General features: G+C 59.7%; 15 protein-coding genes. 6 read left to right on the top strand and 9 right to left on the bottom strand.

Features of this window, described 5'->3' with window-relative positions; all coding sequences use genetic code 11:
• Positions 1 to 61 precede the first annotated feature (61 nt).
• The 3 genes from ACR3E7_RS19760 to ACR3E7_RS19750 are packed head-to-tail and all read left to right on the top strand — an operon-like array spanning position 62 to position 2,708.
• Positions 62 to 1,621 (top strand): caspase family protein, encoded by a 1,560-nt coding sequence (locus ACR3E7_RS19760; RefSeq protein WP_480504685.1) that lies wholly within the window; start codon positions 62 to 64, stop codon positions 1,619 to 1,621.
• On the top strand, positions 1,591 to 2,292 hold the full coding sequence (locus tag ACR3E7_RS19755; protein ID WP_480504687.1) for a hypothetical protein: 702 nt from the start codon (positions 1,591 to 1,593) through the stop codon (positions 2,290 to 2,292). Before ACR3E7_RS19760 ends, ACR3E7_RS19755 begins: the two co-directional genes overlap by 31 nt.
• 11 nt (positions 2,293 to 2,303) lie before the next feature.
• A complete protein-coding gene (locus ACR3E7_RS19750; RefSeq protein ID WP_170789104.1) occupies positions 2,304 to 2,708 on the top strand; it encodes a hypothetical protein in 405 nt (134 codons plus the stop codon).
• A gap of 4 nt (positions 2,709 to 2,712) precedes the next feature.
• Here ACR3E7_RS19750 and ACR3E7_RS19745 read toward each other — a convergent pair whose 3' ends face one another.
• Positions 2,713 to 4,176: a caspase family protein gene (locus ACR3E7_RS19745; RefSeq protein WP_480504688.1), complete on the bottom strand. Its 1,464-nt coding sequence runs from the start codon at positions 4,174 to 4,176 to the stop codon at positions 2,713 to 2,715.
• A gap of 150 nt (positions 4,177 to 4,326) precedes the next feature.
• Here ACR3E7_RS19745 and ACR3E7_RS19740 point away from each other — a divergent pair, with 150 nt between their 5' ends.
• Positions 4,327 to 5,382, top strand: coding sequence for an OmpA family protein (locus ACR3E7_RS19740; RefSeq protein WP_170783581.1), 1,056 nt, complete (start codon positions 4,327 to 4,329; stop codon positions 5,380 to 5,382).
• Positions 5,383 to 5,387: 5 nt separating this feature from the next.
• Here ACR3E7_RS19740 and ACR3E7_RS19735 read toward each other — a convergent pair whose 3' ends face one another.
• From ACR3E7_RS19735 to ACR3E7_RS19720, 4 genes are all read right to left on the bottom strand, one after another.
• Positions 5,388 to 7,322, bottom strand: coding sequence for a caspase family protein (locus tag ACR3E7_RS19735; RefSeq protein ID WP_480504691.1), 1,935 nt, complete (start codon positions 7,320 to 7,322; stop codon positions 5,388 to 5,390).
• A gap of 19 nt (positions 7,323 to 7,341) precedes the next feature.
• Positions 7,342 to 10,926 (bottom strand): two-partner secretion domain-containing protein, encoded by a 3,585-nt coding sequence (locus ACR3E7_RS19730; protein WP_480504693.1) that lies wholly within the window; start codon positions 10,924 to 10,926, stop codon positions 7,342 to 7,344.
• The gene (locus tag ACR3E7_RS19725; protein WP_480504695.1) at positions 10,871 to 12,547 is read right to left on the bottom strand and encodes a ShlB/FhaC/HecB family hemolysin secretion/activation protein; all 1,677 of its coding nucleotides are present in this window, start codon (positions 12,545 to 12,547) and stop codon (positions 10,871 to 10,873) included. Before ACR3E7_RS19725 ends, ACR3E7_RS19730 begins: the two co-directional genes overlap by 56 nt.
• Positions 12,548 to 12,783: 236 nt before the next feature.
• A complete protein-coding gene (locus ACR3E7_RS19720; RefSeq protein ID WP_480504697.1) occupies positions 12,784 to 13,623 on the bottom strand; it encodes a M15 family metallopeptidase in 840 nt (279 codons plus the stop codon).
• A gap of 166 nt (positions 13,624 to 13,789) precedes the next feature.
• Between ACR3E7_RS19720 and ACR3E7_RS19715 the strand changes: the two genes are divergently transcribed.
• Both ACR3E7_RS19715 and ACR3E7_RS19710 read left to right on the top strand, forming a co-directional pair.
• Positions 13,790 to 14,362, top strand: a complete 573-nt coding sequence (locus ACR3E7_RS19715) for an OmpA family protein (RefSeq protein ID WP_480504698.1) — start codon at positions 13,790 to 13,792, stop codon at positions 14,360 to 14,362.
• Between the two features lie 39 nt (positions 14,363 to 14,401).
• Positions 14,402 to 16,585, top strand: coding sequence for a serine/threonine protein kinase (locus ACR3E7_RS19710; RefSeq protein ID WP_480504700.1), 2,184 nt, complete (start codon positions 14,402 to 14,404; stop codon positions 16,583 to 16,585).
• A gap of 8 nt (positions 16,586 to 16,593) precedes the next feature.
• Here ACR3E7_RS19710 and ACR3E7_RS19705 read toward each other — a convergent pair whose 3' ends face one another.
• Genes ACR3E7_RS19705 through tssL form a run of 4 tightly spaced genes read right to left on the bottom strand, consistent with a single transcriptional unit; the run spans position 16,594 to position 23,001 of the window.
• Positions 16,594 to 17,316: a PP2C family protein-serine/threonine phosphatase gene (locus ACR3E7_RS19705; protein ID WP_480504702.1), complete on the bottom strand. Its 723-nt coding sequence runs from the start codon at positions 17,314 to 17,316 to the stop codon at positions 16,594 to 16,596.
• Complete coding sequence (tagF, locus tag ACR3E7_RS19700; protein WP_480504704.1) at positions 17,313 to 17,999, bottom strand: type VI secretion system-associated protein TagF; 687 nt, start codon at positions 17,997 to 17,999, stop codon at positions 17,313 to 17,315. The genes ACR3E7_RS19705 and tagF overlap by 4 nt, the downstream gene beginning before the upstream one ends.
• Positions 17,999 to 21,571 carry a type VI secretion system membrane subunit TssM gene (tssM, locus tag ACR3E7_RS19695; protein WP_480504706.1) on the bottom strand — a complete coding sequence of 1,191 codons (3,573 nt, stop codon included), beginning with the start codon at positions 21,569 to 21,571 and terminating at the stop codon, positions 17,999 to 18,001. The genes tagF and tssM overlap by 1 nt, the downstream gene beginning before the upstream one ends.
• Positions 21,568 to 23,001: a type VI secretion system protein TssL, long form gene (gene tssL, locus ACR3E7_RS19690; protein ID WP_480504708.1), complete on the bottom strand. Its 1,434-nt coding sequence runs from the start codon at positions 22,999 to 23,001 to the stop codon at positions 21,568 to 21,570. The genes tssM and tssL overlap by 4 nt, the downstream gene beginning before the upstream one ends.
• Positions 23,002 to 23,030: the final 29 nt, after the last annotated feature.

Below are 23,030 nucleotides of genomic sequence, written 5' to 3'. Positions count from 1 at the left end.
ATTTAACGTCGTGCGGGAAAACGAATTGTGGTCATTCGATTCTTTGCGGTAATGTGAGTATATGAATGTGATCCGCCTGATTGCTGGCCGAGTTGCCCTGTTTTTCTGCGCGGTTCTGTGTGCATCTCCGCTACTTGCTTCGGACCGTGTCGCGTTGATGATAGGCAATTCGGACTATGCATCGCCGGATATGTCGCTGCGCAACCCCGGCAATGATGTCTCCGCCTTGAGCGACGCGTTAAAGGAGCTGGGCTTTACCGTCATTCAGGCCTTAAACCAGAACGCCGCAGCCATGGAACGCGCGGTGGATCAATTCGGTATCGCGGCGCAAGGGGCGGAAATGGCCGTGTTCTTTTATGCCGGGCACGGGGTGCAAATCGGTGGGGCGAATTACCTGATCGGCACCGATTTCCAAGGGTCAGATCTCGGCTCGCTGCAGCGCAGTTCGATGACGCTGGACCGGGTGCGGGACGTGATGGCCAAGGCAGGGCCGGATGTTGGCATCCTGCTGTTGGACGCCTGCCGCAATAATCCGTTTTCGGATAGCGGGTTAGTGGAACAAGGGCTGGTCCGAATGCGCGGCGGCGCTGGTCTGTTGATCGCCTATGCCACGGATCCCGGCAATGTGGCCTATGACGGCGAAGGTCAGAACAGCGTGTTCACCTCGGGGCTTTTAGACCATATCTCAACCCCAGATCTGGACGTTCGACTGATGCTGGGTCGGGTCCGCCAACAAGTGGTTCTCGAGACGGAAGGGCGCCAGATCCCTTGGGTTGAGGAATCGGTTCTGGACGAACATAGCTTTGCGCCGGGCTTGCCGGGCAGCACGCCCCAAGACGACATCGCTGCCGATCTGGAACATTGGAGGCAGATCGCCTCGAGTTCAGACAAACGGGCGTTCGAAACCTATTTGCAGACCTTTCCAGACGGATTGTTCGCAACTTTCGCGCACGAGAAACTATCGGGGCTGGACGGTGCGACAGCTCTTATTGCCGATCCAATCCCCACCACGATGACCGAGGCAGACCCCGAGCAACTTGCCTCGGCCCTGATGGCTTTGGGGCATTTGACTGACCCGCTGACCCGTGATCTTGGCCCGGCGTTAGACAGGTACCGGCAGGGACTGCCAATGCCTGAAAACGCTTCGGCCGCGCAATTGTTCGAGGATGCGGCGCAAGTCTCGGTTTTTCTGGCAGCCACAACGATGCAACGGCTGCGCACTGATATCGTAGCCTTGCGCAGCGTCGAACGCACACTGACCATTGCCGAGGATGCCCTGCGCCAAATCGAAGATATTGCCCGCTCAGATGACAGCGCTCTGCCCGTTTTGCAACAGGCGCGAAACGATATCTACGACATCTACCGTTCACGCGGGATCATCCTGCGGCGGCTGGACCAAAGTCGCAGCTACTACGACGAAGTGCTACGCCGCGCCGTCGTGTTTTTCCCGCCCGACATAAATATTTCGATTGTAAGTGCCGCGTCGGAGTCGCGTGATCTGAATTTTGCCGACGCGCAATTGCGTCGGGATGCCGCGCTGTTCCTCCGGCATGTGTCGCAAGCAGATGATAGCAGAAAAGGAAGTTACCAATGGCTGGCCGATTTTGTCCCACCCGAATAGGCGCAGGTCTTGTTACACTGTCTCTGGTCCTGTCGGCTTGCGGCGACAGCAGCCAGAGTTCGGCCCCGGCGACAGCGCCAACTGGGTCAACGCAGGCCGAGGCAGATCTGGTCAAACAGGCCGCTGCCATGCAAAAGACCATCCTTCAGGGTGCCGTCGCCGGAGGTGCGATTGGCGGCGGGATCGGCTTTGGGCTGGGTGGTAGCGACGATGCGGGAAGCGGGATTTCCATCGGTTTGGGGGCTGGCGCGCTTGCCGGCACCTATGTGGCCTTTGTTCAGCGCAACTATGCCGGCCGCGAGGCGCGACTGCGCCAGATCCGAGAAGATCTGGACCGCAATGCCGCCGAGATGCAGACAACGCTGACTGTCATGAACCAGGTACTGGCCGCGCAGAAAGCTGAATTGGACGCGCTGAACGCCAGCATCGCTGCGGGCAAGGCGGACCCGGCGCTGATCGAAAAAGAACTGGCTGAAGCCAACGGCAACCTTACCCAGATGGAATTGGCCATAGACGGTGCCACCAAACGACAGGCCGAGTTCACCGAGGCACGAACGCTGACAATTGCCCGTGGTCAGACGGCATCGCCCATTGATGCAGACCTGACAGCGCTGTCGAACCAGATCACCCAAATGCGCGGGATCGCAAGCGATCTGGCGTCGTCGTTGTAATGGGGGACAGAATGATGCGCTTTGCCGCCCTTCCCTGCCTTGTGCTGGCCGCATGTCAGACCACGACCGACCCGGCGGATGGAGGGTTCTTTGCCGGGGTTTCGGGCATTGCCACCGGAGCCTATGACGACCGGATCGCCGCCGCCGAGGGTGACGTTGCATCGGCGCAGGCTCGAAATGATGCGTTGGCCGCGCAAATTCGCACGTCCGAAACAGAATTGGCCCAGCTAAAACTGAAAATACTGCAACAGCGGGATGCGATTGGAGGAGGTGACGCGGCAACAGCCGCACGCATTGACCGCGTCCTGAACGACGCCCCCGGCGGTGCAACGCCAGATGCCCGGCTTGCAGCCCTGCAAAAGAGCATCGCGGATGCACGCGCGCTCAGCGCTGATCTGGCGAAATTGTCGGGCTAGGACCCTAGCCCTGACATCCGCCCAATGCCCATCGGCGTAGGTTAACCTTCAGACCGCCGCCAAATGGGTGCTGTTTGGCGACATTCCCGGCCTCGGGGCGATTGACATAGGTCTGGGCCTGATTGCACAGGTCCTCGGGCGTCCATTGGTGGCAGTTCGAGCAAGACTGGTCTTTCCACAGCTCATCCGGCAACCCTTCGATCGGGGGAAACAGTGGCGCGCCTGCCACCAGCTGATTGATCGTCTGTCCGCGCACATGGTCGTTTCCGAAATCCAATATCGAGTCCAAAGTCATCGGGGTATCGCCCGATGGCGCGATTTCTGACACCTCGGCCTCTGGCTCGGTCTTGCGGGTGACGGTTTCCTCGCCGTACTGCAAGGCAGCAAGACGTTCAGCGGCTTTGCCTGAAAACGCCCCCTCGGGGAAGCTCTGCAAATAGACCTCATAGGCGTGGACCGTGTCATCAGCTAGCGCCAGTTCATACATGAGGCGTTCAGTTTCGTTCGCTTCGACCACTTTTTGCGCCGGCACTTTTGGTTGCGGCACGGTGCCGAAGGATTCGGCCAGTACGGTTTGCAACAGCTCGCTGGCCTCGTCAGCATGAATACTGTCTGGATAGGCGCGCATGAACAGCATGATTTGCACCGGATCACGGTTTGTGATCGCTTCCTGCCACAGCTCATCTTCGCTCTGGGTTTGAACGATGGGCGTTTGAGTTTCGGGTGAGAACGCGAAATCCTGCGTCAGCGACGAAGTATCCCACGGCGTTTGCAGCCCTCGGGTCTGTTCCAGCACATCCACGCGGACTTTCTTGAACAATTGTTCGATGGCCATCCCCGGTGTTTCGATATGGCTCGCCAAACTCAGCGTGAAGGGGCTGTTGCCCTTTTCACCGTCCAGCGCGACGCCGCCGGGGTCAGTGGCATAGGCCAGAAACGTGCCCGTGGGAGCCTTCATCTCAGCCAAACCGTTGTCATCCATATCGGCGAGATTTTCGAACGGGTTGTTCCGGCAGGCATCCAGAATGACGATATTTGTTTTGTTATGCGCCGAGGCCATCTGATGCAGGACCGAGCGCGCCTCGACCGCCATCAAATCCAGATCGGCGGGATCGCTCAGCGAGATATCAACCGGCAACAAGTAGTTCGACCCAAAGGACTGCACTCCGTGACCCGCGTAGTAGAACAGACCCACCGCATTCTCGCCCCCCTGCCGCAGATCGCGGCCAAACTGGGCAATGGCACGCTTCATCTCGATCTGGGAACTATCGGTCAGGTTACGAACCTCGAACCCCAGCTCGGTCAACTTGCCGGAAATCAGCGTCGCGTCATTGACCGGATTGTCCAGCGGCGACACCGAGCCATAGGCCGAATTTCCGATCACCAGCGCAATGCGGGGCTCGGCCCAGGCGAGGCTGGTCCATACCAGGCTGATTATCGCAATCAGAGGGTAGAAAATGCGAAACACATCGGATCCTTTATCGCCGTTCTTTTATCACACCCGTGACGCCGTAGCATCATGCCAATCTGAATATATCTAAATCTATCGTTTGACTTTATTGTGGCCATCGCCTGACATATCCCGGATTGGCGATCAAGCATAGGAAGAGGGTCACACATGCCGCGTTCAAACCTGATGCGAAGCTTTTTTGCCATAGCCAGCCTTATGCTGGCCAACGCGACATGGGCGCAAAGCGCTGATCCGTTTGAACACGGCTGGACGCTGGATGGTGCCGCGTCCGAGTTGCAATTCCTGTCGGTCAAGAAAAGCTCGGTCGCGGAGAATAGCGGGTTTGCCAGCCTGTCAGGCGTGATCGGCCCGGACGGTGCCGCCGAGATCCGGGTACAGATGGACAGCGTGGATACCAAGATCGACCTGCGCAACGTGCGGATGCGGTTTTTGTTCTTTGAAACCTTCAAATACCCCGAGGCCATTATCACCGCCCAGCTTCCGCCCGAAAAGCTGGTCGACCTGCATCAGGCCCGGCACAAGATCATCGACCTTCCCTATTCTCTGTCGCTACACGGTGTGACCAAGGATGGCGTCGCGCAGGTCGCCATCACTTTGGTCGACAATGACCGCGTGGCGGTGGCCAATACCACGCCGATTGCCATCGCCCTGCCCGATTTCAACCTCGAAGAGGGTCGCGGCAAGCTGCAAGAGGCCGCGGGCGTCGACATCCTGCCCTTTGGCTTTGTCAGCTTTGGGTTTGTGTTCGACCGCGCCCAGGCGGGCACCCCGCCGCAATTGATCACGGCGGCGGCCACCCCCGGCGCTGCGGCGCTTGAGACCAAGGGTGATCTGGACCGCGAGGCTTGCGAAGGCCGGATGGAGATCCTGTCCCGCACCGGCAATATCTATTTCAACTCGGGCAGCGCGCGCTTGTCCGACGCCTCGATCCCGCTGCTAACCAACCTGCATGACATCGTGAACCGCTGCCCGGACCTGACGATCGAGATCGGTGGGCATACGGATAGTGATGGATCAGATGCGGCCAACCGGGTGCTCAGCGAACGGCGGGCGCAGGCGGTGAACGCCTATCTGGTCGATCAGGGGATTGCGCCGGAACGTCTTGTAACCGTGGGCTATGGCGAAAGCCGCCCCGTGACCTCGAACGACACGGCAGAGGGCAAACGCCGCAACCGCCGGATCGAATTTGTGCCGGTGAACTAGAGGCGTCAGTTCGCCGCCAGGATGATCGGATCGAATCCGCCGCTGCGCCATTGTTGCAGGGCCGAGATGAAATTCGGCCCCGGCACACCGTCGATGGTGCTGTTGTAGTACCCGGCCTTTTGCAGCAGCTTTTGCACTTCCATCACCGTCTCGCGCGTCCACTGGTCCGAGGCCAGCGACAGTTGGTTCATGATCGCCCCGTCATCCTCAGCCGCGCCACGCAGCAACATGCGCGCGGCCTCAAGCGGATCGCGGGGCATGCCGCGCCCTTCGTCCAGCAGGATCGCCGCTGCCAAATAGCCCTGATATTCGCCTTCACGTGCGGCGCGCTGGAAATAGCCAAGTGCCTGATCGGGCGAACCTGTAATTCCATCCTGCGCCAGAACGCCCAGATTGAAAGTCGCCTTGGCTGACCCCCCATTCGCTGCCTGTTGCAACAGCGCAATTGCGCGCGCTTCGTCCTTGGGGACGATCTGACCTTCAAACAGAGTTACGGCAAGATTGATCATCGCATCAAAGCTGCCCCCTTGGGCGGCTTGTTCATACAGAGATAGCGCAGCGGCCTGATCTTGCGGAACACCGGTGCCGCCCTCGTGCAATTGCGCCAGAGAAACCATGGCCCGCAAGTCCCCCGCTTCGGCTGCCTGCTTGTAAAGCGTCACCGCCCGGTCCACATCCCCTGCCGCAATCGTAGCCCGCGCCAGCAGGGCCACGTAGTGGGACAGGTCAGGCGTCTGCGCCGCTGCAGCACTGCACGCCTGAATGGCGGTCAGGGCGTTTTCCTGAAGACGGTTGAACGGCACGCCGGGGATGCTGGCCGTGCGGTCGCGCGGGTGGGTAGCCAAACGTTCACATATGCCGCCGGGTGTGCTGTCCTCGGGGCGCGGGATGGATGCAATCAGACGCTGCGCCTGTGCCGCATGGGCTCCGTCGGGATATTGCTCAAGATAGAACTCCAGCAGCGGGCGCATCCGGCTGCGCTGCGCCAGCTTCCACAGACGCTCAGCCTGTTCGTCTTTGTTCTCGACAGCCACCGCGCGGGTCAGTGTCTGCCCCTGCCCGGCCCGGTCCAAAAAGGCCACAACCTCATTCACATGTGCGCCCTGCGGGTAGCGATCCATATAGAGCTGCATCAGGGACGCATCCTGCGCATTGGCGGCAACCTGCCACAGCAGCGTCTCCTCAGACGCCGTGACAGGGCTATTGTCGAACCGGAACTGCCGCGTCAGGGACGAGTTATCCCACGGAATCTGCCTTCCCCCTGTCGAGGCCAGCACGTCCTTGCGCACCGAGATCATCAGATCCGAAATATCCTGCCCGGGTGTGTAAATATGGCTCAGCAGCGCCTCGGTGAAAAAGCTGTTCCGGCCGGTGCCGTCATAGGCCACGTTGTCCGGCTGCGTCGCATAGGCAAACATGAAGTCCGCCGCGCTGCCAACCCGTGCCAGACCCTCGCCACCAACCTCGAGTCCCGTTCCTTCGAACGGGTTGTCGCGGCAGGCATCCAGAAACACCAGACGGATGCCGTCCGAGCGTTCCATCCGGTTGACGAATTCCTCCATCTGGATTGTCTGCTCGGGGATGTCTTCGGGCTTGGTGATCTGCGCATCAACAGGGACCAAATAATTGCGCCCGTTCACCTGAAACCCGTGCCCGGCGTAGAACAATAGCGATACATCGGAATCCGCAGCAGTCGTGCCATAGGACTCTGCCAGCGACAGCATCTCATCCCGAGTCAGGTCGGTGCCCAGAAACACCTCGAACCCCAGCCCTTCCAGCGCGATAGCCAGATCCGAGGCATCGTTGATCGGGTTGCCCAGCGGGCTGACCGACACGTAATCGGAATTGCCGATGATCAGCGCAACTCGCTTGTCCGCCAGCACCATGGTTGCGCTGAACAACATCAGGATAAGCGCTGCGAAGCAACGTTTCAGAGACACAGGTCCACTCTCCGACGTATCAAAGCCCGATGGCGCGGGTCAGTCCGATTTCCGCTTGACCGACCGCAGCCACAATCGTTTCTACCTGCTGGTTCTGAACGATGGCAAGCTCGGGATCGGTTGCTCTTATCAACGTGATGGCCTTGCGGATCTCACGTTGGGCCTGACGGATCTGCCGACGGGCCTGTTGAACCGCCTCGCGGCGGATGGCGTTGCGCTCTTCGGCGGTAGTGGCCAGCGACAAGCGGCGATTGGCTTCATCACCAGCCTCGCGGATACCCGCGCTGGCACCGCGAATGATGTCACCCACCGACTCCAGACCCGGCGGCAGGCCTTTCACGATACCGTCCAGCTCAGAGGCATAGTCGTCCATTGCCTCGGCTAAGCAGGCCAAATACTCGCTGACGTTGTCACCGCTGCTTGCGCAAGAGGCGATCTCTCCTCCAAATTCCTGCGAGGCATTGTCAACCGTTCCAAGCGCGGTTTCGGCCTCGGTCACGGTTGTCACGGCAGTCCCACCTCCGCCGCCGCCGCCGGTAATGGTTGTGTCAACGGTTGGCGTCACCTCGACCTCGGGCGTTGGCGGCACCGGGATTGGGTCGATAACGGTAACGACCGCGCCGGGAAGGGATGCCACCTGATAGCCAACATCTGCAGCACTGGACAGGAAGTCCGTCGTCAGGAAGAAGAAAGTCTCACCCCCTTCGGTTTCGAAAAACTCCAGCCCCTGGAACACGGTCGAGGTGTCCAGTGAATCCGACTCGGGGCCAAACAGGTAAACCGAGGGGCCGCCATTGATCGTGCCGGTGGTGAAGTTTGGTGGCTCTTCGCCATCCAGTACCGCGATATTATCGGGGATAGCGAACACTACCGGCGAGGTGGTGTAATTCGCGGGGCCGACTTCGCCAACACCGGGTGCCCATGTATTAGTGAAATCCCACCCCGCAGCCGAAGCGATGGCAAAGAAGGTTTCCGTATCACGCAACTGAAACGTGGTCAGACCGGTCCCACCGGCGCTGGTTCCCTGACCCGAGTTTTCCGTATCCCAGAACGAGGCTGAAACCGACCCGGTGTTAATGCCAACCAGCCCGCCCAGCGAGGGGAAATCGCTGCCGGAAAAGTCGACAAACCCGTCGGAATAGCTGCGTATGACCGAACCACCATTGTTGAACCCGACCAGCCCGCCGACCGCTACCGTGTTGGCAGGTCCCGAGAACTGGCTGGTGCCATCGACATTCGAGTTCGAATAGGAATCCACCACGGTGCCCGAGTTCTCACCCACCAGGCCGCCCATAATGAAGTCGCCGAAGCCAACTCCCAATACCGGGCCGACACTGTGCGAACGCCGGATCGTGCCCGAGTTCTCGCCAACCAAACCGCCTGCAACGACGAAATCGGCCTCGATCTGTTCGACCGAAACGGTCGCGGTCGAGAAACTGTCGACAATCGTGCCGCCGTTGTTGATGCCGACCAGGCCACCTGACACGTCGTCACTGCCGTTGAACCGCCCCGAGACGCTGACGGCTGAGATTGTGCCGGTGTTTTCACCGGCCAGAATACCGCCGCCTTGCGCCGTCACGTTGGCGTTGCGGATGCTTAGGTTGCGCACAGTGCCATTCAAAGTTCCAAACAGACCGCCGAATACGAAATCGTTGTTCACAAACAGGTTGTCGATCGCAAAGCGGTTGCCTTCAAGTGTGCCTGAAAAGTCGGCAGGCACAAAGCCGAAGGACCAGCTGGACGTGGGCGATGCGTCGATGTCGTTGGCCAGTGCAAAGGACTGGCTGGAGCCGTTCAGGCCCTGCAACCCATAGACATCGGTCAACTGAAACGGATTCGCGCCAGATCCGTTGCCGCCCGTGGCGCGCAGGAATGTGGCGTTGGGCGAGACGATGAAATCCCCCGCGAAAAAGCTGGGCAATGTGGCCGAGACCTGGTCCCAGAAACCAGCCACCAGGTTGAACGTGGCCACATTGATGCTACCGCCCGGGCCAGTGGTGATCCGGCCAACGCCGTCAACCGCTCCCATTGCGTTCAACAGCAACCCTCCGCTGACCGCGTTGATCGCACCATTGATCGTGATCATGTTATCCGCGACCAGGAACAACGTATTGGCCGCCATCCAGTCGATATCGGCGTTTATCGTAATATTACCCGCATCCGACCCGGCCATCGACGTTGTCAGAAACACATCCGCAGATTCAAGCTGGGCTTCCAGGCCCGCTTCGGTCAACGTGCCCGGGATCGTTATGTTCACCGGATCAATCAACAGTTCGCCGGTTTCCCCGTTCGCGGCGCGAAGGTCGGTAAAACCCCGATAAACCAGATCGGTCTGGCCCGAGACCTCGACAAAGCCGCCATCGCCCGAAATATCCCCACCACGGGCCGAAATCTGGCCATGGAATTCGGTCAGATCGTCGGACCAGATGATCACGCGGCCGCCATTGCCCTCATCCCCGCCATCGGCCGAGATCGTCGTACCCGCATCTACAAAGGTGGTCTGCGCGGTGGGAAGCGTGCCGCCGCCTTGGAAATCGCCGCCGACCAGAATGGTGCCGCCATCGCCACCCACGGCCCCGTCGGCGGTCAACGTGGCACCTGCCAGTGTGATCGCTTCGCCGGTTATGGTGATTGATCCCCCACGCACTTTAGGCCGTAGCGAGGTTGCCACCAGCGTTTCCTGCGCCGAAGTGTCAATTCGGCCGCTGACCTGAACCGCACCGCCGCTGCCGCCAAGCACAACAGCGCCGGACACGCCACCCACTGATTGCGCCTCGATCACACCGGACATGTTGATCACCTGACGCGCCGCATCGCGGGCGCTGGCTGCCTTGAGGTGGACGGATCCGCCATTGGCCTCGATCCGGCCGGAATTGGTAACCAGCGCCTCCATCATCGCGTCATCGCTGTCCGAGGGCACAGCAACCTGCAAAAAGCCGTCGCCGGAAATATCCAGCGTCACCTGCTCACCCGCGCCAAGCCCGACCTTGCCCAGCGGCACCCGGATCAGACCCGAGTTCGAGACCTTGCCGCCGATCAGCGCCGCATAGCCGCCCGGTACGATCGAGATCGTGCCTGCGTTTTCCACCGCCGCCGAGGCTCCGTTTCCGGCAAAATTGTTGCGCCCGTTCAGGAAGTCTTCATCAGTTATGTTCAAGGTCGAGGCCACAAAGCCGCCCGCGTTGACCGCACCATTCGGACCGATGAAAATCCCGTTGGGGTTGACCAGGAACACCTGCCCATTGGCATTCAACTGGCCAAGGATTTCACTGGTCGTGTCGCCCGTCACCCGGTTCAGGATTACACTCTGCTGTCCGGGTTGGAAGATATTTACCGTTGAATCGGCACCAATTGAAAAGCCATTCCAGTTAACAATGGCCGAGTTCGACCCTTGCGAAATGTCCAACTGCGTGCTGCTGGGCTGCGTGATCGTCACGGTGCCGGCTGCCACGGTCCCACCAGTTGGCAACGATTGCGCCAGCGCCGTCGTGCCCCACAGCGCCGCCGTCGCCGACAGGATCGCACACCGCAGCATGCTGTTGCGGTACTTAGAACCTACGACTAGCAACAATACTGAAGCGGTTTTCGTCTTCCCCCAGGTCATCGCGTTCACCCCTCCCATATTCAACTCGTAACGATCCCGACTTGTAGGTCGAGTCTTCAATCGTAATCAGATCAGCCCCAATCCCGTAGGAATAGGCCGTAGTTGTGCTTTGTTCTAGAATCGTTGGCTCTTCAATACCCAATTCGCCATAGGCGCCAAACAGATAAGGCTTTAGAATCAGAGGAAAACCCGCCACTTCGACACGCTGGGACCGTCCGACCTCGGACCTAACCACCCAACCATCATCACCGCGCAGGGACCCCGCGTCAAAGGTCGACAGTTCGCTGGTGCCTGCAATGCTGAACTGTTCCGACGTCACCAGTGCATCGCCAAAGCTCGTCTGTATCCGACCGTTCACATTAAGCGACCAGTTGGCGCTCAGGGGGCGCTGATACTGCCCCGACAAAACCAGTTTTGTAAACTCGGGTTCGGCATTCTGCCGCGAAAACGGGGTTTCGCCCGGCCCGACCGAGGTCCGCGCCCCGAGAATATCCAAACCGCGTGACAGCACCACACCACCGCGCAGGAAGCCACCATTGTCATAGGCGCGTGTGGCATCCAACGTCGCGCGCAACACGCTAACATCGTCGTCAAAGATCGGAATTTCGAACGGGCCGATCAGCAGATCCTGCGTGTCGCTGATCCGATCAAGGATCAATTGCGACGACAGGTTAAGCTGCCGGGAGCGGATCCAAGGATAAAACAGACGTAGCGAAAACCGTTCGAATTCGCTTTCATTCGGCAGAAAATCGGTGTCGGGCTGTGCTGTGCTCGACGTGACCTCGGCGTTGATCGTCAAGCCATTGTAGCCTATGGGGAACACTGCACCCGCCGCCAGAATTCGATATTCGGCATCGTCCGAAAAGAACCGTGTGGGCGAGCCGCCGAGGTTGAAATAGAATGTCTCACCCAGGTCCAGAAGGCCGTTGAACTCCAGCCCAAGGCTCAGGTTCACGGGGCCAAGATCATCGGACAAGGTGTTGTCGAACCCGTAAGAGCCAGTGAATTGTTTGAACTCACCGTCCAGTGTCAGAACGGTGCCACCATTGGCCTGACCCGCCGACAGGGTCGAGGCCAACCGGATGCCGAACGTGTCCCCCGCCAAAAGCAAGGCTCGTTCGATTTGTTGTAGCTTAATGCCGCGTTTTCCGATCAGCGGCTCGGTAATTTTGACGACCCGATCGCGCACCCTTTCGGGCACTTTCGAAGCGTCGATGCGTTCGACAAACCCGTCAACCACGACGATCCGAAGCGTCCCGCCGTCGCGCAAGGTCTGTTGCGGCAGAACGACCCGGCTAAGGACAAACCCCGCATTGTTATAAGCACTTTCCAGACGATTGGTGGCAGCAAAGATCTCGGACGCGGGAACACGTTTGCCGGAAAGGCGCGCGATAAAGGCATCATTTGCGGCCTCCATCTGCGGCAGCGCACCTTCGATCTCGACCCTACCAACAGTCACAAACAGCCGGTCTGCACCTTCGGGGACCGGGGCACCGGGATCGCGTGCAACAGTAACGGGCCCGCTATTGCGTTGATTTTGCGGCTGAAACGTAGATGGCGCAAGGTTCGATGCGCTTTGTGCAAGCGCCATATCAGAAAGCGCAAGAATACCAACGGTCACGAATACAAATATCATGCTGAGACGTGGAATTCGCGTGATCGTCCGATACATAGATCTTGGCATTCGCTACCCTTGCTGAAATCGTGAAACAGTACCTAGAAAAGCCCAGCCCCCAGGCCAAAGCAAGATTGTATTTCCCACCACCGGATACCCGTTTGGATTGCGGCTATACATATCTCAGTTGATTCTATGGTTGTCCGTGTCCCAGTTCACAATACCGTGTGCAACACACAAAATTATAAAAGTCCTTGTTCCAGCCACTCTTCAATCTTGTTGCGGCTGACCTCGAAATGCATCGAATCCTCGCGCCCCCAGGCCGCGCCCCAGACCCAGCCCTCCTGCCGGAAGAAATCAGCCAGAATGGTCAGGCCCAGCTGGGTTTTCCCGTCACCCAGCGTATCCAGAACCCCGTCGACGTTCAGGTCGACAGCCAGACCATATGCATGCGCCGAGGCCGACGATGTCGCTCCGCGCACCCGACGCACACAAAGCGACCCGGCCGTGTTGATACGATCATAAAGGTCGGGGTCGGTTCGGCGGATATTGTCGAACACCGTTCGCAGAGATTCGATTGCAGGTTTCAGCATGCGCACACGAACCGGCCCGACCTCTTCCAGCACCAAATTCTCTTCAAGACGCGGATTGGTCATGGATTGGCAACTATCCGTCAGGTCTTCGCGCGGGAGTCCAAACGCCTCTTTCAGAAAGGATGAACTGGCAAGTTGCAGATCCTGATTGACGTTGTTGCGGTCGGCAATCAGCACGACCTGCGCATAGGCATCAATAATCTCGTTGGGGGTTGAGCTGTCATAGCCATAATCATCCGCTCCATCAGCCCCCTGCAACGGTGCCGCCGCCCCGCTTTGCGCGCGCGAAATTTCAAGCGAGAGCCGTTCGATTTCCGCGCGCATATCCTCGACTTGCTGGCTGAGCATCTCGATTTCGATCCGTGCGCCTGAATCGATGGCGGGCCCTTCGAAGTCGTCTTCAATTGGAACGATCAGCGGGACGACATACCAGATGACCGGAGCAAGGATGATCGCGACTCCAAGAATGATCGCTGGAACAATGCGCATCTGCCTTATTTTCCTGTTTTGTCGTGCCTGTCGCACCAAACCTAAAAGCCACCGGTCGGGATGTCACGCATTTGCCTGCGTTTCTGCCCCCTATATGTGACATTCTTCATTGCCGCGTCCCTGAGGCACGGATACTCTTGCCGTCAAACAGGGAAGGACTTTGGTAATGATTGCATTCTCGCCTAGGAAATATATCGCGGTGCCGTTTGTGGCGCTGATTTGTTCGGCGCAGGTTGTGTTTGCGCAGAGCACTGAATTGACGGAAGACGAGATCACCGACGCGTTCAACAAGCAAAAGACGCGTGGGCTGGTCATCGTGCCGTCCAACACCGATACCGCCTCCACAGCGGTCGAGGAAACCACCGTAGCCGCAGCGCCTGCGGAATATCAGCCTGTTGCGGCCGAAGATCAGGTAAATATTCAGGTCCGGTTCGATTTCGCATCTGCCGCGTTGCGCGACGACGAAAAGCCGAAGCTGTCGGCGCTGTGTAACGCGATGAAAAACGTGGATGTGAGCGTCTTCCAGATCATCGGTCACACCGACAGCGCCGGGTCTGCGGATTACAACCAGAACCTGTCGCTGCTGCGCGCGAAAGAAGTCAAACGTTTCCTAGTCAGCGATTGCGGTATCGCCGACGAACGGCTTGAGGTGCTGGGCGTGGGTGAGGCCGAGCCGCTGAATAAATCCGATCCGCGCGCAGACGAAAACCGTCGCGTCGAATTCCAGGCCCTCGGCTGAATCCGTAGCCTCTGAAGACAAAAGAATAACGAGGGCAGCATGACTGAATCCCGCGCAGGCGATCTGTTTCAGCCGGGCGATCTGGTGAACAACACATATCGGATCGAGGCGATCCTTGGGCGGGGCGGAACCTCGGATGTCTACCGGGCGCGTTCGGAAATTTCGGGGCGTTTGGCTGCGCTCAAGGTGCTGAAGGCCGAGTTCTCCAGCAACGAAGATTATCTGGTCCTGCTGACCCGCGAGGAAGAAATCCGCGACATCCGCCATGACGCAGTGGTGCGGTATTCCGAAAACAACCGTACCGCCGACGGGCATGTGTATCTGGTGATGGACTACGTCGACGGGCCGGGGCTGGACCGGAAACTGGCCGATGGCCCCATGTCGGCGGACGATATTCTGACCATCTGCAAGCGCGTCTGCGAAGGGCTTGAGGCCGCGCATGCGCGCAACATCGTCCACCGTGACCTGAGCCCGGACAACATCATCCTGCGTGACGGTGATCCGGCACAGGCGGTAATCATCGACTTTGGCATCGCCAAGGACACCAACCCTGGTGCCGAAACCATCGTGGGCGGAGAGTTCGCGGGCAAATACGCCTACGCCGCGCCCGAGCAGCTGTCGGGCAAGACCGACCAGCGCACTGATATCTATTCGCTGGGCGCGCTGCTGCTGGCAAACTTCCGTGGCGAAAAGGCCAATTCCGGGCGTAACCTGTTGGAGGTTGTGGAAAGCAAAAAGCAACCACTGGACACTGCAGATGTGCCCGAGCCTCTGAAAACCGTGCTGGACAAGATGACCGCGCCGGACCCCGATGACCGGTATCAATCGGCCAGCGATGTTTTGCGAGCTCTGTCCTCGACCCGCTCGGGACAGGTGCAAGCCCCCCCTGCTGACACCGATGACGACGCGACGATTATCGTTCCCAAAAGTAAACTAGCGACTCCTGCGCAGCCGGCCCCTGCCGTCGCCGCGCCCGCTGCACCTCCGGCCCAAACGCCCGAGAAATCACGCACCGGTCTGGTTGCCGCCCTTGGCGCGTTGGTCATTGTCGGCGGTGGCGCCGGTGCCTATTTCAGCGGCGCATTCGACGACTTTACCGGGCCCCAATATCCCGTGGCAGCGCCCTATACGCTGGTGGCAGACAAGCGCGAGGGCCTGCCGCCGCGCGCCGTCGGCTTTGTGCCCTCGGAAGACACTCGTGATGCCATGACCCGCGAGATCACCGATCAGGGTGGGACGGTTGATTTGACGCTCGCGTCCGGAGATATCTCGGAAAGCTGGGGCGCTGCGGTCAGCGACGTTATCGACACAGTGATGGAGCTGGATGAATGGCGGCTGGTCGTGAATGGAAACGACGCTCAATTGACAGGGCAAACCACGGATCAGGCGCTGCATGACAAGCTGGAACAGCTTTACTCGGCTGGCTTGCCCGCCGGACTGCAAGGCACTGTCGAGCTGGAACTTGAGCCGCTGTTCCTGTCCGCCACAGATATCCGACCGATCCTGGCCGGTCTAGCCGATTGCGGCGCGCTAAAGCTGGAGAATGCCCCCACTGCCGGATACGGCCCCGAGACCCCGGTTCGGGTCATTGGCACCTTGGCCTCGCAAGACAGCCTGACCGGCCTGGACACTGCCCTGACAGCTTTGGTCGGAGCGCGACCGATAGATCTGGGCGGCGTGAATGTATTGAACCCGACTCTTTGCCTGATCGAGAATTTCCTGCCAACAGCACCCACCAGCGATATCTCAATAGCGTTCTATAACGGTGAACAGAACGACGCCCCCAATCCGACCGGAGACTACGTTGTCGGCCAGAACCCGGTGATCGACGTGGACCTGCCGCAGGATGTGCAGGACGGGTTCCTATCTGTCTCGGTTCTCGATGTGTCTGGTAACGTGTTCCACTTACTGCCAAACGTGACACGTCAAGAAAACGGGATTGCCGCGCTGCGGGATGGAGAAAGTGGGCCATTGTCGGTTCGTGTGGCGTATTCCATCCCCGAAAGTCAGGAAAACGGCGGCATTGCCTTTCAGGTTGATGACAGCACCTTGGGCAAAAGCAAGGTAATCGTGCTGCATACCGACAATCAACTGTTCGACACACTGCGTCCCACCACGGAATCCGCCGCCGGATATGCCGAAGCGCTGCGCGAACAGGATCGCAATGTGGAAACGCAGATTTTGTCGCTGGACAGCCGTATCCTGACCACTCTCGCGCAATAGCGCGGGGCTTAGGGAATATCGACCACGATCACCGAGATATTATCGGCCCCGCCCCCGTCCAGCGCGATCTGTATTAACTGATCCGCGACGGTTTCGATCGGCATCTCAGACAGAGCCTTTTCCAGCATCGGGAATGTCGCGTATTTGCTCAGCCCGTCCGAGCAGATCAGGAACCGGTCGCCCGGCTGAACCTCGCCCCGGATCTTGTCCAGTTCCAGCACATCCCCGACCCCGACCGCTCGGATAATGGCGTTGGACTGCGGATGCTGCTCGGCCTCGTCCCAGCTCATCTGTCCGGCCAGCACCAGTTCGGCAACGACCGAGTGATCGGTGGTCAGCATTTGAATCTGGTTGTCCCGCAGCAGGTAGATGCGACTGTCGCCCGCCCATAGCCCGACGAAATGGCCATTGGCCAGCATCATGCAGGCCACGGTGGTGCCAATGGTCTTGCCGCCGCGCGCCTCGGCCTCGTGCACAATCGCGACATGGGCTTGTTGTAGCACATCGCGCAACGCGACCAGACGGTCCGCGGGTGGCAGGCCCGGCGGGATTGCGGCCACCATATCGACCACCAAACGACTGGCAAAATCGCCACCCTCGTGGCCCCCCATACCATCGGCGACCAACCACAGGCTTTCTTCGGGCAGTGCCAGAATGGCATCTTCATTGAGCTTCCGCTTGAGGCCCACATGGCTGCGGGCGCTGTACCGAACGCGGTGACTTGAATTCATATTGGCCGTGCCTCGGTCCAGACTGACGCGTGAAGATTGAATAAGCCTTGCATGTTTGCCCCTTGCGGTAAACCTTCGCAGACCATCATGCGGGGGACACCGGCGATTTCGGTGCTCCAGATTGTCGGAGTGTGATAGCGATGCGACACCAGCCCCGCCGCAAGGTCAGGCAACAGGCTGTCCGAGACCTCGCCCCGCGTCAGAACCAGCGTTTTACCCTCGGCCCGGACCGGGGATGTGGGTTCCTGCAATGGAACGGGCAGCGCCTCTAGCCCCTCGGCCAGCTTGTCGCGGGTCATGTCGTCCTCAAGCGCGGCCAGGGCCAAATCTTCGAGCTGACGGTACACGGCATCCGCGCGGAAATGGGTCAGAATGGCCGAACCTTCGTTGGACACCCCAGCCACCAGGGTCAGCGGGAAACGTCGCCCGACCCGATCCACCGAGGGCATCAGTACACCCAGCATCTTTTGCGGCCCCGCCAGCCCCGGCGCCAGACAGAACCGCCAGATCGGGGCCGACATGTAGTGGGCATCCCATGACGCGCCTAAAGCCTCAGACGTGGCCAACATGCTGTGCTGTATCCACGTGTCCCACGGCTGGACGAAATCCTGCGTCACCCCCAGTCGGAAGAAATCCCCGACCGACGGCATTTTACCAAATGCGCCAAATCCGCTGCGCTGCATCAGAACGATTTGGGGCAGCTGAATTTTTGCAGCGCCGGAAGGGCAAAGGGATTGATGACCGAGCCGGATTGCAACTGGAAGATCGCAATGCGGCCACCGACGTTGAAGATCACCTTCTTGCGGTCCGATACATTAGTCCGCCGCACCTCGGCCGCGTCCAGCAGACGGAACCACGCCCATGGCCCGTCCTTGGACAGCACGCTTTCGATGTTGCGCTTGTCGGGCTGGAACGTGACCCGCGCCAACCCGACCTGCCCCGGCCACGTGACCGCCATCGGCGACGGCAACCCGCCGCGATGGCGGAACTCCAGCGACTGGCCGTCAATCTCAAGCGTGACGCCCTTGGCTTTGGGGTCCAGCGCCTCGGGCATGATCTGGAACTGAATCTGCGGTTGAGGGCCTGCGGCAAAGAAAGCCTCGCGGATTTCGGCGGCGTTCTGGAATTGGGTGAGAACGGCCTGGCTGATTCCCAGATCGGCCTCGTTCACGCTGCTTTTCCAACTCCAGGGGCGCGTGCGCATGTCCACGTGTTTGGCGAGGTTGTCCGTAAAGAACGTGTCGATCAGACCTTGCGGGCCGAACAACCGGCTGAAATCGCCCATCGCCACATCCGCACCTGATCTGCGGCTGAACGGGTAACGGTCAGTGACGACCTGCTCGCAAAAGGGCAGCACATTGGCCTGCCAGCGCGCATTTAGCGAGGCTCGCGTGCTGTCCGAAGTGATCCCCGAAGATCCGTCGATGATCTGCACCGCCCAGCGTTCCATCGGGCCGGGAATGCGCGCCGCTTCCTGTTGGAATTGCTGCAAAGCCTGCCCAGATTCACCGCCCGAGGTTCCGCTGAAGGACATCTTGTTCAGTTCCTGATAGACACCCGTCAACGACCCCATCAACTGATCCAATTGCGAGGGCTGCCCCTCGGGCCGGTCAACAAGCTGGTGCAGCCAGGCAAAGCGATCTTCTACATATTGACCCGGCTCTTGCACCGGCTCGGACACCGTCGCGCCGCTGGACTTAGCCAGTGCCTCAAGCAGAATTTGCGTCTGGACCGAGGTCGCCGATTGCAACTCAAGGCTGGCTGCGCTGGACAACCCATCGCTCAGCGCTTCGGAATTGGGCAGGACCGATCGGCTTTCTGTCAGCTTCGTCTCGTCCGAGATCGAATTCAGGATGTTGACGATAGGCGAGGTCGGCCCGGACAGCACATTGGTCACTTCGACCGCATGGCTGAGGCTTTCCATCGGTACGATGTCGATATCGCCCAGCATCGCGTCGTAGCGCGCGATATAGTCGTTGTAATACAGGTCCAGAACATCGCGGCTGAGCGCCGCCAGCGCCAGTTCGGTCTGTTCCGCCTCGCCGCGCGGACCCAGAACCCAGCTTTCCTTTTGCACCCGTTTGGCTACGCCAACTGCTTCGCCGACAAATACGTCGTTGAAACCGCGATAGGTAAAGATCCCCTCGATCCCGTCATTCAACGGTTTGCCCGAGGACCGCACCAGAACGCGCGCAACCGCTGGGCCGCCAACCTCGGTGATACGCCATTCCGGCAGCGCCGTCGCGGATGGACTTGAAATGATGCCGTTATACACGCGCTGCGCCAGTGGCAGTTCGGACAGCAAGCCCTGTATCTGCTCGACCATAGGGCCGTTCAACGCGACGGCCTGCATCGGCTGGCTCAGCAATGCCTCAAGATGGTCGTTCAGATCAGCGCGGAATTCCTCGCGCGAGGGGCCGGGGAAGGACACCGTCCAGTCGATATTCATCCATTCCTTGACCAGGTTCTGGTTCATCGGACCTTGCAGACCCAGCATCAGATAAACCTTTAGTGCCTCATACAGCACATCGGGGTTGTTGATATTGGCGCTCATCTGTTCTTCGAGACGCAACAGCAGCCGCGGCAGAAGGCGCTGGTTCAGCGCCGCGCGGTAGGTCTGCGCCGCCTGCGTGCCTATCACGTCCCCCTGATACAGGCCGTAGGTCAAGCGCGTTTCAGGGTCCGGGTCGGACAGGGTCGGGTTGGCGGGCAGATCGCGCAGTGTGTTCAGCGCCTGCACTACCGGTACCAGATCGGTGTCGCCCACCGGGCTGGGCGGCAGAGTCGCGGCCGCGGCCTGATAAGCGGACACGCCTTCTTGTGCCTCAGCGATCAACTCGGAATTTCCCGAGAAGCTGCGCACCAGCAAAGCACCCACTGCAACAGCGGCAATCAGCGTCGCCGCGACCGAGGCCCATTTGGTGATCTTATAGCGTCGCTCGACCTTGTCATCGGCGCTGACCAGACCGGCCTCACGAAAAATAACCTGATCGAATAGGCGGGTCAGGAAATACGACCGCCCCGAGCCCTGCCCCGAACCAATCGCCTGACGTCCGATCCCGAAGGTGCGCGCCATGCCCAACATCAGCCGGTCAATGGGGGTGCCTTCTTGCGTGCCGGATGTGAAATAGACCCCGCGCAGCATGTGGCGATGCTGATAACGGCTGTCCTGAAACACCTCGGTCAGGAATTCATGCGCCACCTTGCGGAATGAGGCCACCTGCATCGGGAAGCCCGCAACCAAGGCGCGGCGCTGCGGGTCGGTTTCAGTCTGCATCCGCTCCAGCGATTGGGCGTTCAAACGGCCCAGAAGCAACGCGAATTCCTCATCAAAGGCGGCAACCGGGGATTGCTCAGACCGGGACTTGTCCAATGGCAAGGTAAAACCCCAAACCTGTTCACGGTCTTCCTTACCCAGATTGTCATAGAATTCGGCAAACCCGGCGATCAGGTCGGCCTTGGTGAACAGGATATAGACCGGAAAGCGCACGCCCAGTTTTTCGCGCAGCTCTTCCAGACGACGGCGCACGGCTTTTGCGTGTTCTTTCTGTGTGATCTCATCCTGCAAAGACAGATCCGACAACGAGATTGCGATCATCGCCCCGTTGATAGGCTGACGCTTTCGGTATTTCTTGAGCAGTCCAAGGAACCCAATCCACGCCGCGTTATCGACCTGCGCATCGCTTTCCTGCGTCGTGTATCGCCCGGCCGTATCGATCAGAACGGCGTTTTCGGTGAACCACCAATCGCAGTTGCGCGTGCCGCCCACACCGCCAATCGCGGTTTTACCCATCTCATCAGCCAGCGGAAAGTTCAAACCGGAATTCACAATCGCCGTGGTCTTACCCGCGCCCGGTGGGCCGATCATCACGTACCACGGCAGCTCATTCAGATGCCGCCGCCCGTTCTTGGACTTGCGCAGTGCCGCCATTGCGGTTTTCAACTTGCCGCGCAGCTCTGAAATTTCACTGTCGATCATGTCGCCGCCATCGCTGACGGCCTCGGTGATCTCTTCGGTCAGCTTCTTTTCGCGTCTGCGGCGGATAAAGAAAATGGTCAGCGCGATGATCAGGAAAAACGCGTAGATCACACCGCACCAGATCAGCCGGGTGGTCATCCCGTCCAGCGGGCGCCATTCGTCCGACCCGATCAGCGGGCCGAAGAAATACAGGCACAAGGACAGAGCCGTCGCCGTAAAGAACAGCACGGTGTAGATCGACATGAAAACGAATCTGAAGAATCTACTGATGTTCATTGGGTATCCTCCTGCACTAACAGGACTTCGATCCGGCGGTTGGTGGCACGGCCTTCACGGGTGGAATTGTCGGCAATTGGGTCACTGTCGGCCCGGCCTTCGGCGCTGAGGCGATCGGGGTCGGTCAATTCGGGCGACATCTTATTCATCACCGATTTTGCGCGCGCCAGCGACAAGGCGAGGTTGGATGGAAAGCGCGCGGACCGGATTGGTACATTGTCCGAATGTCCGGTCACGATCACCGTGCCCGGCTCGGCATTCAACGCCACGGCAACCCGGCGCACCGGCTCTTGGAATTTGTCTTGCAGACTGTCCGAGCCTGAACCGAACATGCCCGACCCCTTGATGCGGATGACCAGCGTATTGCCTTTCTCAAAGACTTCGACCAGCCCCTCATCAATCTCGGGCTGGAGGAATTCGACGACCTTCGCGATCTGAGGTTGCTGTTGCGGAGGAGGTGGCGGTGGCGGAGGCGCGCGGCGCTGCAACTCGGTCACGGGGCCCGCGTCGATCACCGACATCTGACCCACTAGATTTTCGGTCTTGTTCGACAAAACGTAAGACAGGCCGCTGAATTCGATCACCAGCAACAGAGCCGTCACGCCTAGCGCAATCCAGACCGGTTTCCACATGCTGAGCGCACGGTATGGCTTGTCCACACCTGCCCAATGCGGGGCCAGATCACGTTCGACAGGGCCACGTTGCGCTCGGATGACCCGCGCCAAGCCCTGCCGGATTTGCAAGTGCTTATCCGGGCCGCCTTGTTCGACCCGCAAGCGGCCTTCAAAGCCAAGCGACAGGCACATGTAGACGAATTCCAGCAGCTCGATATTGTTCGCAGGCTCCTGTTCCAGCCGCGCCAAAAGGTCGTAGAACCGATCCCCGCCCACTGTTTCTCGGTGGAAGGTGCCAACAAGTGATTGCGTCGCCCAACTAGACTGACCGCCCCACGGCGTGTTCAGCACGACATCATCCAGCGTCGCACATAGAGCATAACGCGCCACCTTGACCGATTGCGCTGGGATGCCCGCCTGTAGGGCGGCATTTTCAAAGCTGCGCACCTCGGCCACCACGCTTTGGCGCAACTTGTCAGGGTCCATGTGCTGGGCGCGGTTGCGGATGCGGCTGATCAGCGAAAACAAAGGCGCGGCGCAGGCGTTAAGCCGGTTCATCCCGGTTGCGGCCACCTGTTCTCCGCCGCCTTGTGGCGGGCGCGACTGTGGGGCCTGCACCGGAGGCACGCCATATCCGTCCGCTCCCGCAGCGGGCTGTGGCTGTGGCGCTTCCATCGGCTCGGGGTAGCCCGCCGGTTGCTGAGGCGGGGCAGGTTGTTGCGGCATGGTCCCGGCCTGACGTCGTCCACCCGGGTTGGGGCGAATGACCGTCTTGTCTGTATCGTCCGGTTCGGCAAAAGGATCGTTGTCGGACATGATCTACCTGCTTCCTCACAGCGCCCGCA

It is taken from the genome of Ruegeria sp. BK1 (assembly GCF_056535645.1).
The sequence above is the reverse complement of the archived record's forward strand: the minus strand, read 5'-3'. Positions and strand labels throughout refer to the sequence as shown.

Excerpts from the sequence above, each read along its gene's own strand:
- ACR3E7_RS19730 (WP_480504693.1), bottom strand. The coding sequence starts at position 10,926 with ATGACCTGGGGGAAGACGAAAACCGCTTCAGTATTGTTGCTAGTCGTA.
- ACR3E7_RS19755 (WP_480504687.1), top strand. The coding sequence starts at position 1,591 with ATGGCTGGCCGATTTTGTCCCACCCGAATAGGCGCAGGTCTTGTTACA.
- ACR3E7_RS19760 (WP_480504685.1), top strand. The coding sequence starts at position 62 with ATGAATGTGATCCGCCTGATTGCTGGCCGAGTTGCCCTGTTTTTCTGC.
- ACR3E7_RS19750 (WP_170789104.1), top strand. The coding sequence starts at position 2,304 with ATGATGCGCTTTGCCGCCCTTCCCTGCCTTGTGCTGGCCGCATGTCAG.
- ACR3E7_RS19740 (WP_170783581.1), top strand. The coding sequence starts at position 4,327 with ATGCCGCGTTCAAACCTGATGCGAAGCTTTTTTGCCATAGCCAGCCTT.
- tssM (WP_480504706.1), bottom strand. The coding sequence starts at position 21,571 with ATGAACATCAGTAGATTCTTCAGATTCGTTTTCATGTCGATCTACACC.
- tssL (WP_480504708.1), bottom strand. The coding sequence starts at position 23,001 with ATGTCCGACAACGATCCTTTTGCCGAACCGGACGATACAGACAAGACG.
- ACR3E7_RS19720 (WP_480504697.1), bottom strand. The coding sequence starts at position 13,623 with ATGCGCATTGTTCCAGCGATCATTCTTGGAGTCGCGATCATCCTTGCT.
- ACR3E7_RS19710 (WP_480504700.1), top strand. The coding sequence starts at position 14,402 with ATGACTGAATCCCGCGCAGGCGATCTGTTTCAGCCGGGCGATCTGGTG.
- ACR3E7_RS19715 (WP_480504698.1), top strand. The coding sequence starts at position 13,790 with ATGATTGCATTCTCGCCTAGGAAATATATCGCGGTGCCGTTTGTGGCG.
- tagF (WP_480504704.1), bottom strand. The coding sequence starts at position 17,999 with ATGCAGCGCAGCGGATTTGGCGCATTTGGTAAAATGCCGTCGGTCGGG.
- ACR3E7_RS19705 (WP_480504702.1), bottom strand. The coding sequence starts at position 17,316 with ATGAATTCAAGTCACCGCGTTCGGTACAGCGCCCGCAGCCATGTGGGC.